Source organism: Streptomyces sp. ISL-43 (assembly GCF_018614195.1).
Taxonomy (GTDB): domain Bacteria; phylum Actinomycetota; class Actinomycetes; order Streptomycetales; family Streptomycetaceae; genus Streptomyces.
The window spans coordinates 69,194-83,703 of the sequence record NZ_JAGGOT010000052.1 but is presented as its reverse complement, the minus strand read 5'-3'; the positions used below and the strand labels follow the sequence as shown (position 1 = coordinate 83,703).

Here is a 14,510-nt window from a genome sequence, read left to right as displayed (position 1 = left end):
CCGGCAGCGGCTCAGCCGCCGTCGCGGACCGCGACGATGCCGTTGAAGACGCCGATGTAGGCGGTCCCGTCGGGGCCGAGGGTGATCGGGGCCCAGTTGTTGTCGTACAGCGGGCCCGTGCCGGTCAGCTGCCGCCAGCGGCGCTCGCCGGTGCGGAAGTCGACCGCCGTGAGGTACCAGGCGTCGATCCCCCAGGCGCTGGGCTCCTTCTCGTAGAAGTAGAGCAGCCCGTTCGCGGTCGAGAGCTTCGGGACGACGGACGGCGAGCGGATCGCGCTCTGCCAGACCGTGTCGCAGCCGCTGCCGTCGGCGCGGACGTCGATCCGGCTGACGCCGCCGACGACCGACTTGCCCAGGAGCAGCGAAGTGACGTTCTCATAGCCGTAGTTGTTCTCCACGACGATGCTGTTGCCCCAGGTGATCAGGGAGTTGTCGGTGGTCGAGGCACCCGATCCGAAGACCGGGACCCTGCACACCAGGCGCTGACCGTCGGGGACGTCCACGCCCCGCTTGTAGACCAGGACGTTCATCCGGTCGTCGGCGTTGTCGGTGATCGCGACGTAGCCGTCGCCGAAGAGGTCCGGGGCGGTGCCCGAACCCTGGTTCACCGAGCCGGGCTTGGTCCCCGTACCCCGGTCGTACGTCTGGCGCCACTGGGCGACGGGAGTGCCGTCGGCGGCGGCGCGGAAGCTGTAGAGCGCGTGGTCGGTGACGATGGAGACGCCGTCCTCGGCGACGGAGAAGGAGTTCTGGATCTCCTCGCCGGCCAGCCGGATCGAGCGGATGACCGAGGTGGCCGGGTCCACGGTGCCGACGCGGCCCTGCCGGGTGACCCACCAGACGCGGCCTTCCCAGTCGGGCATCACCGAGGTGACGGGGTCGCAGGTGCCGGTGGGCCACAGGTTGGTCCAGTCGACGCAGTCGTGCGGCACCTGGCCGGTGAGGTCCCAGTCGTCGTCGACCTCGAATTTCCAGCCGCCGTCCGGGGCGCGGACGTGGGAGAGGCGCAGGATGTGCTGGCGGGAGTCGGCCAGCACCGCGCGGTCCTGGTCGTCCAGGTAGAAGTAGGCGCCGCCCGAGGTGTCCTTGAAGATCTTCGAGAAGTCCAGCGAGGTGATCGCCTGGACCGTCGAGGAGCGCTGCGGGAGCTGGTACTCCGCGAGCGTGGCGAGCGTACGGGGCTCGAGGAGCTTGACCTTGAAACCGCCGAAGGTTCCGCACACGGTGACCAGCCGGCCGGCCGAGTCGAAGGTGGCGGTGGCGCATTCCCCGCCGAGGGCGGCGATCCTCTCGCTGGTCACCCGCGGGTTCTTGCCGAGCGGCCCGGACCAGGGCGAGGTGGCGCTGCCGGCCGCGTCGGAGTGCATGCCGCTGCGGCCGTTGGGCGCGAGGAAGGGGTGCTGCGGCGGGGCCTCGCCGGGCAGCGGGACGGCGGCGGCGGGCCCGCCGTCGTAGTGGCCGACCAGGCGGTGGCCCGGGGCCAGGGGTATCTCCCCGGCGGCGGCCGGGGCGACCCCGTGCATCGCCGCGAAGGCGACGAGGGCCGGCACCACGGCGCAGTTCAGCGCTCTTCGGAACATCCGGACTTCCTCCTTTGTCTTCAGCTTTGTTGACATCGCGTATGACATCGCGCCGCCGCCAGACGCTAGATCGCACTGCCCGAGGAGTCCATGGAGGAGCCGGATGATTCACGAAGGCGCAACAGTCGATCACCGTGCGCGGGTTGCCGCCGGGGATTACCGGACAGCCCTCAGGGCGTGAAGCCGCCGACCACGTTCGCCGTGGCCGAGACGCCGTTGTGGATGGTCGTCGCCAGGCTGCTGCTCGCGAGGTAGAAGCCGAGCAGGACGCAGACGATCGCGTGGGACAGCTTGAGGCCGCCGCCGCGCAGGAAGATCCACGCGAGGACGAGGAGCAGGACGACGACGGAGAGGGAGATCACCATCGGAACACCTCCTTACGCGGCGCCATGTTGGCGCAGGAGGAGGGTCCTTCGAGGCAAACGCGCGTCCGCCAAACGGGTGTTGACCGTCCGTGACCGGTGCTCGGTCCTTGAAGATCTCGTCCCGGCGGGCCGTCCGTTCGCACCCGCGAGCTCGCGACGGAGCCGGACGGGAACAGAAGGACGCGAATCGGGTCACATCGACGAGAAGGGTCCGCGCGGGTCTTGCCCGGCCGCCTCGCCGCATGCCATATATGTCTAGACCTTTCCGAGGAGCCGGAAGAAGAGGGCGCCCGCCGTGCACGACCCCGCACCAAGCCCCGCGCCGCACCCCGTACGCCACCTCCTGCGGCCCTCCGCCGGGCGGGCGGCGCTCACCCTGGCCCTGACCCTCGCGGCGACCGCCCTGACGGCGTGCTCCTCGGCCGACACCACGCCCCCGCCGGCCCCCGGCGGGCTCACCGCCCAGGCCGGCAGCGCCACTTCGGTCCACGTCATGTGGCAGTCGCCCGCGCCCGCCGACGAGGTGGCCGCGTTCCTGGTCTTCCAGTCGGACCACCTCGTCCGCGAACTCCCCGCCGACAAGACGATGGTGGACATCACCGGCCTCACCCCGCAGACCGCCTACGGTTTCACGGTCCGGGCCCGGGACACCGCCGGGAACACCTCCGCGCCCACCGCGGCCGTATCGGCGACCACGCCCGCCGCCGAGGCCGAGGACCACCGGGCCCCGACGGCCCCGACGGGCACGGCCGGCCGCGCGCTCGGACCCACCTCCGCGGAACTGACCTGGGGGCCGGCCACCGACGACTCCGGCGTCACCGCGTACGACGTCTACCAGGGCGACGCCCGGATCCACACGGCCGGCCCGGGCAGCACCGGAACCACCCTGGAGGGCCTTCAGCCCGACACCGTCTACACCTTCACCGTCCGGGCCCGCGACGGCGCGGACAACTCCTCCCCGGACGGACCCGCGGTGGACGTGACGACCCCGGCCGGGCCCGGGCAGCGCCCGAACACCGCTCCCGCCGAGTTCACGGCGACCGCCTCGCCCGGCGCGGTCACCCTGTCATGGACCGCCCCGCAGACCGGCCGGGAGACCAGCGAGTACGAGCTCTACGTCAACGGCCGCCCCACCACCGTCATCCAGTTCGGCGCGGGAGCGGTCCCGGCCGGCCGGGCGGAGCACCGGCTCACGGTCGCCGAACCGCCCGGCACGGTGTGGACGGTGAAGCTCCGGGCGCGGCTGCCCGACGGCAACTGGGGAGCCTTCTCCGCCGAGCGGCGCGTCACGCTCGCGGCCTGAGCCCCGGTCCGCCGCATCCCGCCGACCGGAATCCGTCCCTTCGATCTGCCCCGAACGGCACTGCGCAGAAAGAAGATCACGCACAATACATTCGTGTTCGGTGAGTACTCGGTCAACAACAATCAGCCAGATCCCGCGGGCGGCGCCCCTGAGCCAGACTCTGGCGCCGTGCCGGGAAACCTGCCGCCGGAGACGGCGAGCTTCGTGGGCCGCGAGCGTGAACTCGGCCTCCTGTACGACATGCTGCGTGAGCAGCGGCTCGTGACCCTCACGGGCGTCGGCGGCGTGGGCAAGTCCAGGCTGGCCCTGCGCGCCGCCGCGGATCCCCGCCAGCGCCGGCGCGACGGCGTCTGGTGGGTGCCCCTCTCCCCGCTGCGCGACGCCGAGTTGCTCACCGCGACCGTCGCGCACGCCGTCGGCCTCGCCCACCGGTCCCGGCGCCCCCTCGACGAGGAACTGTGCGCCTGGATGGCCGACAGGGAGCTGCTGCTCGTCCTCGACACCTGCGAGCACCTGGTGTCCGCCTGCCGGCACCTCGTGGGCGAACTCCTGCAGTCCGCGCCCGGGTTGACGGTACTGATCACCTCCCGTGAGCCGCTCGGCTGCCCCGGCGAGAACGTGGTCGAGGTCAATCCGCTGCCCTGCGACGGGCCCGACAGCGACGCCCTCGCCCTCTTCCGGACCCGCGCCCTGGCCGCCTCCCCGTACGCCGACGCCACCTTCGCCGACCCTGACCGGGTGGCCGTGGCCGCCGAGGTCTGCCGCCGCCTGGACGGCATCCCGCTCGCCCTCGAACTGGCCGGCGCCCGGACGCGGCTGTGGACCCTGGAGCAGATGGCGCAGCGGCTCGACATCAGCTTCGACCTGCTGGCGGACCCCGCTGCCGCGCGGCTGCCCCGGCACCAGACCATGCGGACCGCGATCGGATGGAGCCACGAGCTGTGCGAGCCTCTCGAACGGCTGCTGTGGGCACGGCTCTCGGTGTTCACGGGGGACTTCGACGCCGCCGCGGCGCGCGCGGTCTGCTCGGGCGGCCCGCTGCCCGCGACCCGGGTGGAGCGGGTGCTCAAGGGACTGGTCTCGAAGTCGGTCGTCCGGTGCACGCACGAGCGGGGCACGGGCGCCCGCTACCGGCTGCTGGACACGATCCGCGAGTACGGCCAGGACTGGCTGGCGGAGCTCGGGGAGGTACGGATCCTCGCCGACCGGCACGCCCACTGGTACGCCGCGCTCGCGCACGCCGCCGACCGGGGCTGGCTGGGGCCCGGCCAGGTGGACTGGTACCGCAGGATGACCACCGAGCACGCGCAGCTGCGTACCGCCCTGGAGCACCTGCTCGGCTCGGACCCCGCGGCGGCCCTCGAAACGACCGGCCGCCTGTGGTTCTTCTGGTTCTCGTGCGGGCACGTCCACGAGGGCCGGGCCTTCCTGGAACGGGCCCTGCACGGCGCCCCGCACGTGGGAGCCGCGCACGCCCAGGCCCTGTGGGCGCTGGGACTCACGGCCCTGCTCCAGGGCGACCTGGACACGGCCGGGGAGCTCGGCGAGCGGTGCACGGCCGCGGCGGCCTCGCTGGCCGACCCGGAGCCGGAGCTGCGCGCGGCGTACCTGCACGCGGTGGCGGTGCTGATGCCGGGCGATCCCGTTACGGCGCTCGCGCTCGCCGGCCCCCGGGCACGGGGGGGCCACGGCGGGCGGCCGACCGGCGCGGGCTGGCTGCTGTGCCGGCTGGCCACCAGCTACGCCCTGTGCGACCTCGGGCGCTTCGAGGAGGCCGAGCTGGAGGCTCGGGGCCTGCGCGAGGCGTGCGAGGAGCTGGGTGAGCGCTGGCTGCGGGCCTACGCGGACTACGTCCTGGCCGTCGCGGCCTTCGGGCTCGGCCACCACGGGGAGGCGACCCGGCACGTGCGGGCGATGCTGTCGGGCAAGCGGCTGCTGGGCGACCGCTTCGGGATCGCGCTGGGCCTCGACCTGCTGGCGGCTGCGGTGGCGGCCATGGGCGACGGCGAGCTGGCGGCGCGCCTGCTGGGCACCGGGCACGCCTGGTGGCGCACGGTGGGCCGGCCTCAGATGGGCTCACCCTCGCTGACGGCACTGCGCGACGAGGGCGAGCGCCAGGCCAGGGCGGCGATCGGCGACGCGGCGTACGAGAGCGCCTTCCTGGCCGGCTCGGCAGCGCCCACCGGCTGAGGAAGCCGCCGGTGGGACCCGCCGTGACTCCTGGGCTCCCGTCAGTACGGGAGGGGCCTGCCCGACGGTGTGCGCAGATCCAGGTCTCGGGGTGCGGGCTTGGGAACGGGCTTGCGGATCAGCTGCTGGCGCATGCTGCCTCCTCGCTCAGACCAGGGCCGGGCGGCGGGGTTCCACCGTGCGGCCGTCGGGGAGCAGTTCGCCGGTATCGTCGAAGACCACGGCTCCGTTGCAGAGCAGATTCCAGCCTTGTTCAGGGTGGAAGGCCACGGTGCGTGCGGCGTCGTGGTCGGCGCTTTCGGCGGTCGGGCAGGGGGGCTGGTGGGAGCACATGGCGCACCTCCTCGCAGAGTGGGGCGGGAGGGCCGGTGGTCACCCGGTCGAATCCGCGATCCACAGTGGCGGTGAGTATTGCTGATCGCCACCCCTGGGCGGAAGCCATATTCGCCGCCCAGTTCAGGGTGTGTATGCCCGATTACGATGCGCTCATGCCCGCTATCCGGATCATTCGCCGAACGCGCCTCACCCCCGCGCGGGCGTGGCTGAGGCTTACTGACTGGGAACGCCACGGCGCCGAGGTTCCGCTCACGCGGACGATCATCGAGACGGATCCTCCGACGCGCGTCGGAACGCGCTTCACGGCGCGCACGGGCGTGGGCAGGATCACTTTCGACGATCCGATGGAAGTCACCGTCTGGCAACCCCCGGAAGGCGTCTCCACGGGGCTGGTCAGGCTGGTCAAACACGGTCGCGCGGTCACGGGCCGGGCGGAGATCGAGGTCCGCCCCGCACCCGCCGGCGGCTGCGAGGTGGAGTGGCGTGAGGAACTGCGCGTGCGCGGCCTGGGCCGCCTCTTCGACCCCCTGGTCGCCGCGGCGGCCCGCTTCCTCTTCGCCCGCGCCCTGGACGCCCTCCTGCGCCCCTGAACGGCACGGCGGGGCCGTCCCCGGCCGCGCGAAAGGCCCCCGGCCCGCCTTCGCGGCGGCCCGGGGGCCTTTCCCCGTTCAAGCCCCGCTCTAGCGGATCGGCATGCCGGAGATCGTCCGGGCGATCACCAGGCGCTGGATCTCGCTGGTGCCCTCGAAGATCGTGTAGATCGCGCTGTCGCGGTGCATGCGCTCCACCGGGTACTCGCGGGTGAAGCCGTTGCCGCCCAGGATCTGCACGGCCTGGGCGGTGACCTTCTTGGCGACCTCGCTCGCGAACAGCTTCGACATCGAGCCCTCCGCCGAGGTGAAGGGCTTGCCCGCGACCGCCATCCACGAGGCCCGCCACACCATCAGCCGGGCCGCGTCGATGGAGGTGCGCATGTCGGCGAGCTGGAAGGCGACGCCCTGGTTGTCGATGATCGGCCGGCCGAACTGCGTACGGGTCTTCGCGTAGTCCAGCGCCACCTCGTACGCGGCGCGCGCCGTACCGACCGCCATGGCGCCGACGGCCGGCCGGGAGGCCTCGAAGGTGGCCATGGCCGCGTTCTTCACGCGCTCGCCGCCGCCCGCCTTGGCCCGCTCGTGGGCCCGCGCGAGGCGCTCGTCGAGCTTCTCCTTGCCGCCGAGCAGGCAGGACCCGGGCACGCGCACGTCCTCCAGGACCACCTCGGCGGTGTGGGAGGCGCGGATGCCGTGCTTCTTGAACTTCTGGCCCTGGGACAGGCCGGGGGTGTTCGGCGGCACGATGAAGGAGGCGTGGCCCTTGGTGCCGAGCTCGGGGTCGACGACGGCCACGACGATGTGGACGTTGGCGATGCCGCCGTTGGTCGCCCAGGTCTTGGTGCCGTTGAGCACCCACTCGTCCTTGGCCCGGTCGTAGACGGCGCGGGTGCGCATCGAGCCGACGTCGGAGCCGGCGTCGGGCTCGGAGGAGCAGAAGGCGGCGACCTTGACGTCGTCGGGGGTCCCGTACATCTGCGGGATCCAGGTGCCTATCTGCTCCTCGGTGCCGTTGGCGACGACGCCGATGGCGGCCAGCCCGGTGCCGACGATGGACAGCGCGATGCCCGCGTCGCCCCAGAACAGCTCCTCCATGGCCATCGGGATGCCGAGGCCGGTGGGGTCGAAGAACTGCTGGGCGTAGAAGTCGAGCGAGTAGATCCCGACCTTGGCGGCCTCCTGGATGACGGGCCACGGAGTCTCTTCGCGCTCGTCCCATTCCGCGGCCGCGGGACGGATCACGTCGGCGGCGAAGCCGTGGATCCAGTCCCGCACCTGCTTCTGGTCGTCGTTCAGCTCCATGGTGAACTCCGCCATGTCCCCTCCAGCTTTCGTGCAGATGGTTACTGCCGGTAACCCGAACAGCGACACAGTCTGTTACCGGCCGGTAAGCACTGTCAAGCAGCACCGATGCGGGCCTCCGATGAGATCGCCAGGGTGTGCGGAGTGTTACGTTGCGTGGGCGTCAGGACATCGCAAGGGCGGGGAGTGAGACACGTCATGGAGACCACACAGCAGACGGGCGAGCCGGGAGCGGCAGAGCGCCGGCGGCGCGAGCTGCTGGAGGCGGCCGACCGGGTCGTGCTCAGGGACGGCCCCAAGGCGTCCATGAACGCCATCGCGGCCGAGGCCGGCATCACCAAGCCGATCCTCTACCGGCACTTCGGCGACAAGGCCGGCCTCTACCAGGCGCTCGCCGTCCGGCACACGGACGCCCTCCTCGACTCGCTGCGCGCGGCGCTCGACGCCCCCGCCGAGCGGCGCAGCCGGGTGGAGGCCACCCTCGACACCTATCTCGCCGCCATCGAGGCGCGGCCGCAGGTCTACCGCTTCCTCATGCACCCGGCCGAGGACTCCCAGGCCGTCGAGCGCGGCTTCGACGTCGGCCTGCACTCGGCCCCGCTGCTGCGCCGCCTCGGCGAGGAGCTGGCGCAGGTGATCGGCGAGCGCGTCGACCTCGGCCCCGGCGGCGAGCGCCTGTCCCGCGTGTGGGGCCACGGCATCGTCGGCATGATGCACGCGGCGGGCGACTGGTGGCTCGGCGAGCGCCCCTGCGAACGCGCCGAACTCGTCAGCGGCCTCACCGATCTGCTGTGGGGCCGCCTGGCCACGGCCGGCAACCGCGAGGACGGCCCCGGCTTCTGAGGCCCGCCGGGCTCACTCCGCCAGCGCGTGGATCCCGGCGGCGCCCCAGTCCGTCTTGCGGATCCGGCGCCGCAGCGTGCGCGCCCGCAGCCCCGTCACGCGCTCCGCGTAGACGGTCCCGGCCAGGTGGTCGCACTCGTGCTGGAGGCAGCGGGCGAAGAAGCCGGTCCCGGACACCCGTACCGGCGCCCCGTCCGAGGTGACGCCCTCGACGACGGCCTCGTCGAAGCGGACCGTGGGCGCCTCCAGCCCCGGCAGGGACAGGCATCCCTCGGGGCCGGCGAACTCGTCCCCGTCGGCGCTCACCAGGCGCGGGTTGACGATGTGCCCGACGTGGCGGACGTCCTCGTCGTCGGGGCAGTCGTAGACGAACACCCGCTGCCCGACGCCGATCTGGTTCGCGGCGAGGCCGACGCCCTGGGCGGCGTACATCGTGGCGAACATGTCCTCGATGAGCCGGTCGAGAGCCGGGCCGAACTCGGTGACCTCGGCACAGGCCGAGTGGAGCACCGGGTCGCCCAGCAGGCTCATGGTGCGGACGATGCCGGAGGTACCGGGGAGAGGGCGCTGTCGCATGGCCGTAAGGGTACGACGGGCGACTATATGAGGAGATCTTCGCCCGACCGGGGGCGCCGCGGTCGGGGCGCGGGCAGGTACTGGATAGGCTGGGGGCGACCGACGCAAGGAGGACAAGGGACGATGGCAGGCAACACAGAGCCGCTTTCGCCGCGGGCCAAGCTGGCCGTGACGGCGGGCAAGGCCGCGGCGGCGGTGTCGCGGGCCGCGGGACGCGGAAGCGGATCGGTGATCGGAGGCAAGGTCGCGCTCAAGCTCGACCCCGATCTTCTCGGCGCGCTGGCGCAGCATCTCGACGTCGTCCTCGTCTCGGCGACGAACGGCAAGACCACGACGACCCGGCTGATCGCGGAGGCCCTGCGGGCCAGCGGTCCGGTCGTCTCCAACGCGCTGGGCGCGAACATGCCGGCGGGCATCACCTCCGCCCTGGCGGGCGGCTCGGACGCCCGTTACGGCGTCATCGAGGTGGACGAGAAGTACCTGGCCGGAGTGGCCCGGGACGTCACCCCCAAGGTGATCGCCCTGCTCAACCTCTCCCGCGACCAGCTGGACCGCGCCGCCGAGACCCGCATGCTCGCGGAGAAGTGGCGCGAGGGCCTCTCGGGCTCCAAGGCCGTCCTCGTCGCGAACGCGGACGACCCGCTGATCGTCTGGGCCGCCTCGTCCTCGCAGAACGTGGTGTGGGTCGCGGCCGGCCAGGAGTGGAAGGACGACGCCTGGTCGTGCCCCTCCTGCGGTGGCGTCATGCAGCGTCCGGGCGACGACTGGTACTGCGGCGAGTGCGGTTTCCGGCGTCCCACCCCCAGTTGGGTGCTCTCCGGCGACCACGTGCTCGACCCGCACGGCAGCGCCTGGCCGATCAACCTCCAGCTGCCGGGCCGCGCCAACAAGGCGAACGCCGCCACCTCGGCCGCCGTGGCCGCCGTCTTCGGCGTTCCGCCGCAGGTCGCGCTGGAGCGGATGTACCAGGTGCAGGCCGTCGCCGGACGCTACGACGTGGTGAGCTTCCAGGGCCGCGAACTGCGCCTGCTGCTCGCGAAGAACCCGGCGGGCTGGCTCGAGACGTTCTCGCTGATCGACCCGCCGCCGACCCCGGTCATCCTGTCGGTGAACGCGCGCGGCGCGGACGGCACCGACACCTCCTGGCTGTGGGACGTGGACTACCCGCGCCTGGCCGGCCACCCGATCTTCGTGATCGGCGACCGCAAGCTGGACCTCGCGGTCCGCCTCGAGGTCGCTGGCCTGGACTTCCGGGTGTGCGAGACCCTCGACGAGGCCGTGCAGCTGGCGCCGCCCGGACAGATCGAGCTGATCGCCAACTACACCGCCTTCCAGGACGTGCGCCGCCGCGTCGGCAACTAGCCCCCCGTCAGAACCGCAGAGGACAAGAGCATGAGCGACAACAGCCTGCGTCTGGTGTGGGTCTACCCCGACCTGCTCAGCACGTACGGAGACCAGGGCAACGCCCTCGTCGTGGAGCGCCGGGCCCGGCGGCGCGGCCTGGACGTGCAGCGCGTGGACGTGCGCAGCGACCAGCCGATCCCCACCTCGGGCGACATCTACCTGATCGGCGGCGGCGAGGACCGGCCGCAGCGCCTGGCCGCGGAGCGGCTCCTGCGCGACGGCGGTCTGGAGCGTGCCGTCTCGAACGGGGCGATCGTCTTCTCCGTCTGCGCCGGGTACCAGATCCTGGGCCAGGAGTTCGTCAACGACGTCGGCCAGCGCCAGGAGGGCCTCGGCCTGCTGGACGTGGTGACCGTGCGCGGCGAGGGCGAGCGGTGCGTCGGCGACGTCCTCGCGGACATCGACCCGCAGCTCGGCCTGCCGCAGCTCACCGGCTTCGAGAACCACCAGGGCATCACGCACCTCGGCCCGACGGCGAAGCCGTTCGCCCGGGTCACGATGGGGCGCGGCAACGGCACCGGAGACGGCACCGAAGGCGCGTACAACGACACGGTGTTCGGCACGTACATGCACGGTCCCGTGATGGCGCGCAACCCGCAGATCGCGGACCTGCTGCTGAAACTGGCCCTCGACGTGAACGCGCTGCCGCCCATAGACGACCGCTGGTACGAGGCGCTGCGCGCCGAGCGGATCGCGGCGGCGACCCAGCCCGCGTAACCCGCGCGACGCCTGCCGTCCGGCCCGGATTCCCCGAGGGGATCCGGGCCGACGTCTTTTCGTACGACTGAGCTGACCAGCATGTGGAGGATGGTTCAGTCCACCGGGGATCGACTTGTAGGGTGCAGGGTAGTTCCAACCGGACGACGTGGTCCGGTCGTCGGCCCACGTTGCAAAGGTCCTTCCTGCCATGCGCATAGGTGTGCTCACTTCCGGAGGCGACTGCCCCGGCCTCAATGCCGTCATCCGCTCCGTCGTGCACCGCGCCGTCGTCGACCACGGGGACGAGGTCATCGGCTTCCACGACGGCTGGCGCGGTCTGCTGGAGTGCGATTACCGCAAGCTCGACCTGGACGCCGTGAGCGGCATCCTGGCCCGCGGCGGAACGATCCTGGGCTCCTCCCGGGTCCAGCCCGCCCATCTGCGCGACGGCGTGGAGCGGGCCCGCGGCCACGTCGCCGATCTCGGCCTGGACGCCATCATCCCGATCGGCGGCGAGGGCACCCTGAAGGCCGCCAACCTGCTCTCGCAGGGCGGCCTGCCGATCGTCGGCGTCCCGAAGACCATCGACAACGACATCGCCTCGACCGACGTCACCTTCGGCTTCGACACCGCCGTCGGCGTCGCCACCGAGGCGCTGGACCGGCTGAAGACCACTGCCGAGTCCCACCAGCGCGTGATGGTGGTGGAGGTCATGGGCCGCCACACCGGCTGGATCGCCCTGCACTCGGGCATGGCGGCCGGCGCGCACGCGATCGTCGTACCGGAGCGCCCCTTCGACATCGAGGAGCTGACAGCGATCGTCGGCGAGCGCTTCTCGCAGGGCAAGCGGTTCGCGATCGTCGTGGTCGCCGAGGGCGCCAAGCCCGCCGAGGGCAGCTCGATGGCCCTGGAGGAGGGCGGCACCGACATGTACGGGCACGAGCGGTTCGCCGGCATCGGCAACCGGCTCGCCGTCGAGCTGGAGGACCGGCTCGGCAAGGAGGCCCGGCCGGTCATCCTGGGCCACGTCCAGCGCGGCGGCACGCCCACCGCGTACGACCGGGTCCTCGCGACCCGCTTCGGCTGGCACGCGGTGGAGGCGGCGCACCGCGGCCAGTTCGGGATGCTGACGGCGCTGCGCGGCACGGACATCGAGATGGTGCCGCTCGCCGAGGCGGTGCAGACCCTGAAGACCGTTCCGGCCGAGCGGTACTCCGAGGCGCAGAACGTTCTGTGATCTTTCCCCCCTTCTACGTGTCTTTCCTGTAATGGACGCCCCCGGACGATTTCCCGTCCGGGGGCGGCATTACTGTGGTGGGGCACCACAGGTCAAGGGAGTGAAGAGATTGAGTTACCTCGCGCACGACGGCATGGACATGAACATGGACCTGCCGCCCTTCACCCTCGGGCGCGGGCTGGAATTCTCCTTCGACGCCTTCTTCCTGATCGGCTCGCTCGCGGGTCTCGCCCTGTACGCGTGGGGCGTGCTGCGGCTGCGCCGGCGCGGGGACTCCTGGCCGGTCGGCCGGACCGTCGCCTTCACCATCGGCGTGCTGAGCGTGGCCCTGGTGATGTGCACCAAGCTGAACGACTACGGCATGGTCATGTTCAGCGTGCACATGGTCCAGCACATGGTGATCAGCATGCTCAGCCCGATCCTGCTGCTGCTGGGCGCGCCCGTGACGCTGGCGCTGCGCGCGCTGGCGCCGGCCGCCCGCGGCCACAAGGGGCCGCGCGAGCTGCTGCTGATGCTGCTGCACAGCCGCTACATGAAGGTGGTCACCCATCCGGTGTTCACCATCCCGATGTTCATCGCGAGCCTGTACGGCCTGTACTTCACCCCGCTCTTCGACTTCCTGATGGGGTCGACGACCGGGCACATCGCGATGATGGTGCACTTCCTCGCCGTCGGCCTCTTCTTCTTCTGGCCGATCATGGGCGTGGACCCGGGCCCGCACCGCCCCGGCTACGTGATGCGCATGCTGGAGCTGTTCGCCGGGATGCCCTTCCACGCCTTCTTCGGCATCGCGCTGATGATGGCGAGCGAGCCGATGGTCAAGACCTACGCGAACCCGCCGGCCTCCCTGGCCATCGACCCGCTGCTCGACCAGCAGTGGGGCGGCGGCATCGCCTGGGCCTTCAGCGAGATCCCCTCGGTGCTGGTGCTGATCGCGCTGGTCTACCAGTGGTACCACTCGGAGCAGCGGGCCGCGAAGCGCTCCGACCGGGCGGAGGACCGCAGCGGGGACCAGGAGCTGGCGGCGTACAACGCGTATCTCGCCTCGCTTCAGGCGCGTGGCCAGTAGCGCTGGACCCCCTTCGCGCGCCACCATGGGGTATGACCGGATCCGTGAAGGCGATGGCAGTGATGACCTTCGCCGCTCTGGTGGCGATCGCTACGTACTCGGTGGCTCTCGGCAGTAACGGCTGGCTGTGGTTCGGCTGGGTCGTGCTGGGGCTGCTGACCGCCGGAATGGCGGCTTCGCGCAGCGTCTGACCGCACGACGCCCCCGGGCCTGACCATCCGTAAGATGTCCGTGACAACGGGATGTCGACGGGAGCGGCCTGGTGTTCTACCACTTGCTCAAGCACGTGATCCTGGGGCCGCTGCTGCGGCTGCTGTTCCGGCCCCGGATCGAAGGTCTGGAGAACATCCCGGCAGAGGGGGCCGCGATCGTCGCGGGTAATCATCTGTCCTTCTCCGACCATTTCCTGATGCCGGCGATCCTCAAGCGGCGCATCACCTTCCTCGCCAAGGCCGAGTACTTCACCGGGCCCGGCCTGAAGGGGCGGCTCACCGCGGCCTTCTTCCGCAGCGCCGGGCAGATCCCGGTGGACCGCTCCGGCAAGGACGCGGGTCAGGCCGCGCTCCGCGAGGGCCTCGGGGTCCTGGCCGAGGGCGAGCTGCTCGGCATCTACCCGGAGGGCACCCGCTCGCACGACGGGCGGCTGTACAAGGGCAAGGTGGGGGTGGCCGCCATGGCGCTGGGCGCGAGAGTGCCCGTCGTACCGTGCGCGATGGTCGGCACCTTCGAGATCCAGCCTCCCGGCCAGAAGATCCCCAGCGTCCGCCGGGTCACGATCCGCTTCGGGCGGCCGCTGGACTTCTCCCGGTACGAGGGGATGGAGGGCGAGCGGTCCGTGCTGCGGGCCGTCACCGACGAGATCATGTACGAGATCCTCGCGCTGTCCGGCCAGGAGTACGTGGACCGGTACGCGGGCGAGGTCAAGGCCGAGGAAGAGGAAGCACGGAAGAAGGCCCGGCGCAGGTCGCGCTGAGCCTCCTCCCGTGCCGTGTGCGGCGCGGTGCCGCACACGT

Annotated in this window: 15 protein-coding genes; 10 read left to right on the top strand and 5 right to left on the bottom strand. The window is 71.7% G+C overall.

Annotation, left to right across the window (positions count from 1 at the left end):
* Positions 1–11: 11 nt before the first annotated feature.
* The gene (locus tag J7F03_RS28640; RefSeq protein WP_214954516.1) at positions 12–1,580 is read right to left on the bottom strand and encodes a hypothetical protein; all 1,569 of its coding nucleotides are present in this window, start codon (positions 1,578–1,580) and stop codon (positions 12–14) included.
* 170 nt (positions 1,581–1,750) lie between these two features.
* Positions 1,751–1,945 carry a hypothetical protein gene (locus tag J7F03_RS28635; RefSeq protein WP_214954515.1) on the bottom strand — a complete coding sequence of 65 codons (195 nt, stop codon included), beginning with the start codon at positions 1,943–1,945 and terminating at the stop codon, positions 1,751–1,753.
* A 295-nt stretch (positions 1,946–2,240) separates the two neighbouring features.
* On the opposite strand from J7F03_RS28635, the gene J7F03_RS28630 reads away from it, so the two are divergent.
* Entirely contained in the window at positions 2,241–3,248 is a 1,008-nt protein-coding gene (locus J7F03_RS28630) for a fibronectin type III domain-containing protein (protein ID WP_308380003.1), read from the top strand.
* Positions 3,249–3,416: 168 nt separating this feature from the next.
* Positions 3,417–5,438: an NB-ARC domain-containing protein gene (locus J7F03_RS28625; protein WP_214954514.1), complete on the top strand. Its 2,022-nt coding sequence runs from the start codon at positions 3,417–3,419 to the stop codon at positions 5,436–5,438.
* A gap of 147 nt (positions 5,439–5,585) precedes the next feature.
* Here J7F03_RS28625 and J7F03_RS28620 read toward each other — a convergent pair whose 3' ends face one another.
* Positions 5,586–5,771, bottom strand: coding sequence for a DUF5999 family protein (locus J7F03_RS28620; RefSeq protein WP_112449366.1), 186 nt, complete (start codon positions 5,769–5,771; stop codon positions 5,586–5,588).
* Between the two features lie 155 nt (positions 5,772–5,926).
* On the opposite strand from J7F03_RS28620, the gene J7F03_RS28615 reads away from it, so the two are divergent.
* Complete coding sequence (locus J7F03_RS28615) at positions 5,927–6,364, top strand: SRPBCC family protein (RefSeq protein ID WP_214954513.1); 438 nt, start codon at positions 5,927–5,929, stop codon at positions 6,362–6,364.
* 90 nt (positions 6,365–6,454) lie between these two features.
* Here the strand turns inward: J7F03_RS28615 and J7F03_RS28610 are convergent, their stop codons facing one another.
* Entirely contained in the window at positions 6,455–7,684 is a 1,230-nt protein-coding gene (locus tag J7F03_RS28610; RefSeq protein WP_214954511.1) for an acyl-CoA dehydrogenase family protein, read from the bottom strand.
* 183 nt (positions 7,685–7,867) lie between these two features.
* Here J7F03_RS28610 and J7F03_RS28605 point away from each other — a divergent pair, with 183 nt between their 5' ends.
* Positions 7,868–8,512 (top strand): TetR family transcriptional regulator, encoded by a 645-nt coding sequence (locus J7F03_RS28605; protein WP_214954509.1) that lies wholly within the window; start codon positions 7,868–7,870, stop codon positions 8,510–8,512.
* Positions 8,513–8,524: 12 nt separating this feature from the next.
* On the opposite strand, the gene def is transcribed toward J7F03_RS28605, so the two are convergent.
* Positions 8,525–9,088 (bottom strand): peptide deformylase, encoded by a 564-nt coding sequence (def, locus tag J7F03_RS28600; protein WP_214954507.1) that lies wholly within the window; start codon positions 9,086–9,088, stop codon positions 8,525–8,527.
* 123 nt (positions 9,089–9,211) lie between these two features.
* Between def and J7F03_RS28595 the strand changes: the two genes are divergently transcribed.
* The 6 genes from J7F03_RS28595 (at position 9,212) to J7F03_RS28570 (ending at position 14,470) form a co-directional block, all read left to right on the top strand.
* Positions 9,212–10,450, top strand: a complete 1,239-nt coding sequence (locus tag J7F03_RS28595) for a MurT ligase domain-containing protein (protein ID WP_214954505.1) — start codon at positions 9,212–9,214, stop codon at positions 10,448–10,450.
* Positions 10,451–10,480: 30 nt separating this feature from the next.
* Entirely contained in the window at positions 10,481–11,209 is a 729-nt protein-coding gene (locus J7F03_RS28590; protein ID WP_214954503.1) for a type 1 glutamine amidotransferase, read from the top strand.
* Positions 11,210–11,399: 190 nt separating this feature from the next.
* Positions 11,400–12,428, top strand: a complete 1,029-nt coding sequence (locus J7F03_RS28585; protein ID WP_214954501.1) for a 6-phosphofructokinase — start codon at positions 11,400–11,402, stop codon at positions 12,426–12,428.
* A gap of 139 nt (positions 12,429–12,567) precedes the next feature.
* The gene (locus J7F03_RS28580) at positions 12,568–13,497 is read left to right on the top strand and encodes a cytochrome c oxidase assembly protein (protein WP_214954642.1); all 930 of its coding nucleotides are present in this window, start codon (positions 12,568–12,570) and stop codon (positions 13,495–13,497) included.
* A gap of 32 nt (positions 13,498–13,529) precedes the next feature.
* Complete coding sequence (locus J7F03_RS28575) at positions 13,530–13,688, top strand: hypothetical protein (protein WP_214954499.1); 159 nt, start codon at positions 13,530–13,532, stop codon at positions 13,686–13,688.
* Between the two features lie 71 nt (positions 13,689–13,759).
* Positions 13,760–14,470, top strand: coding sequence for a 1-acyl-sn-glycerol-3-phosphate acyltransferase (locus J7F03_RS28570; RefSeq protein WP_214954497.1), 711 nt, complete (start codon positions 13,760–13,762; stop codon positions 14,468–14,470).
* Positions 14,471–14,510 lie beyond the last annotated feature (40 nt).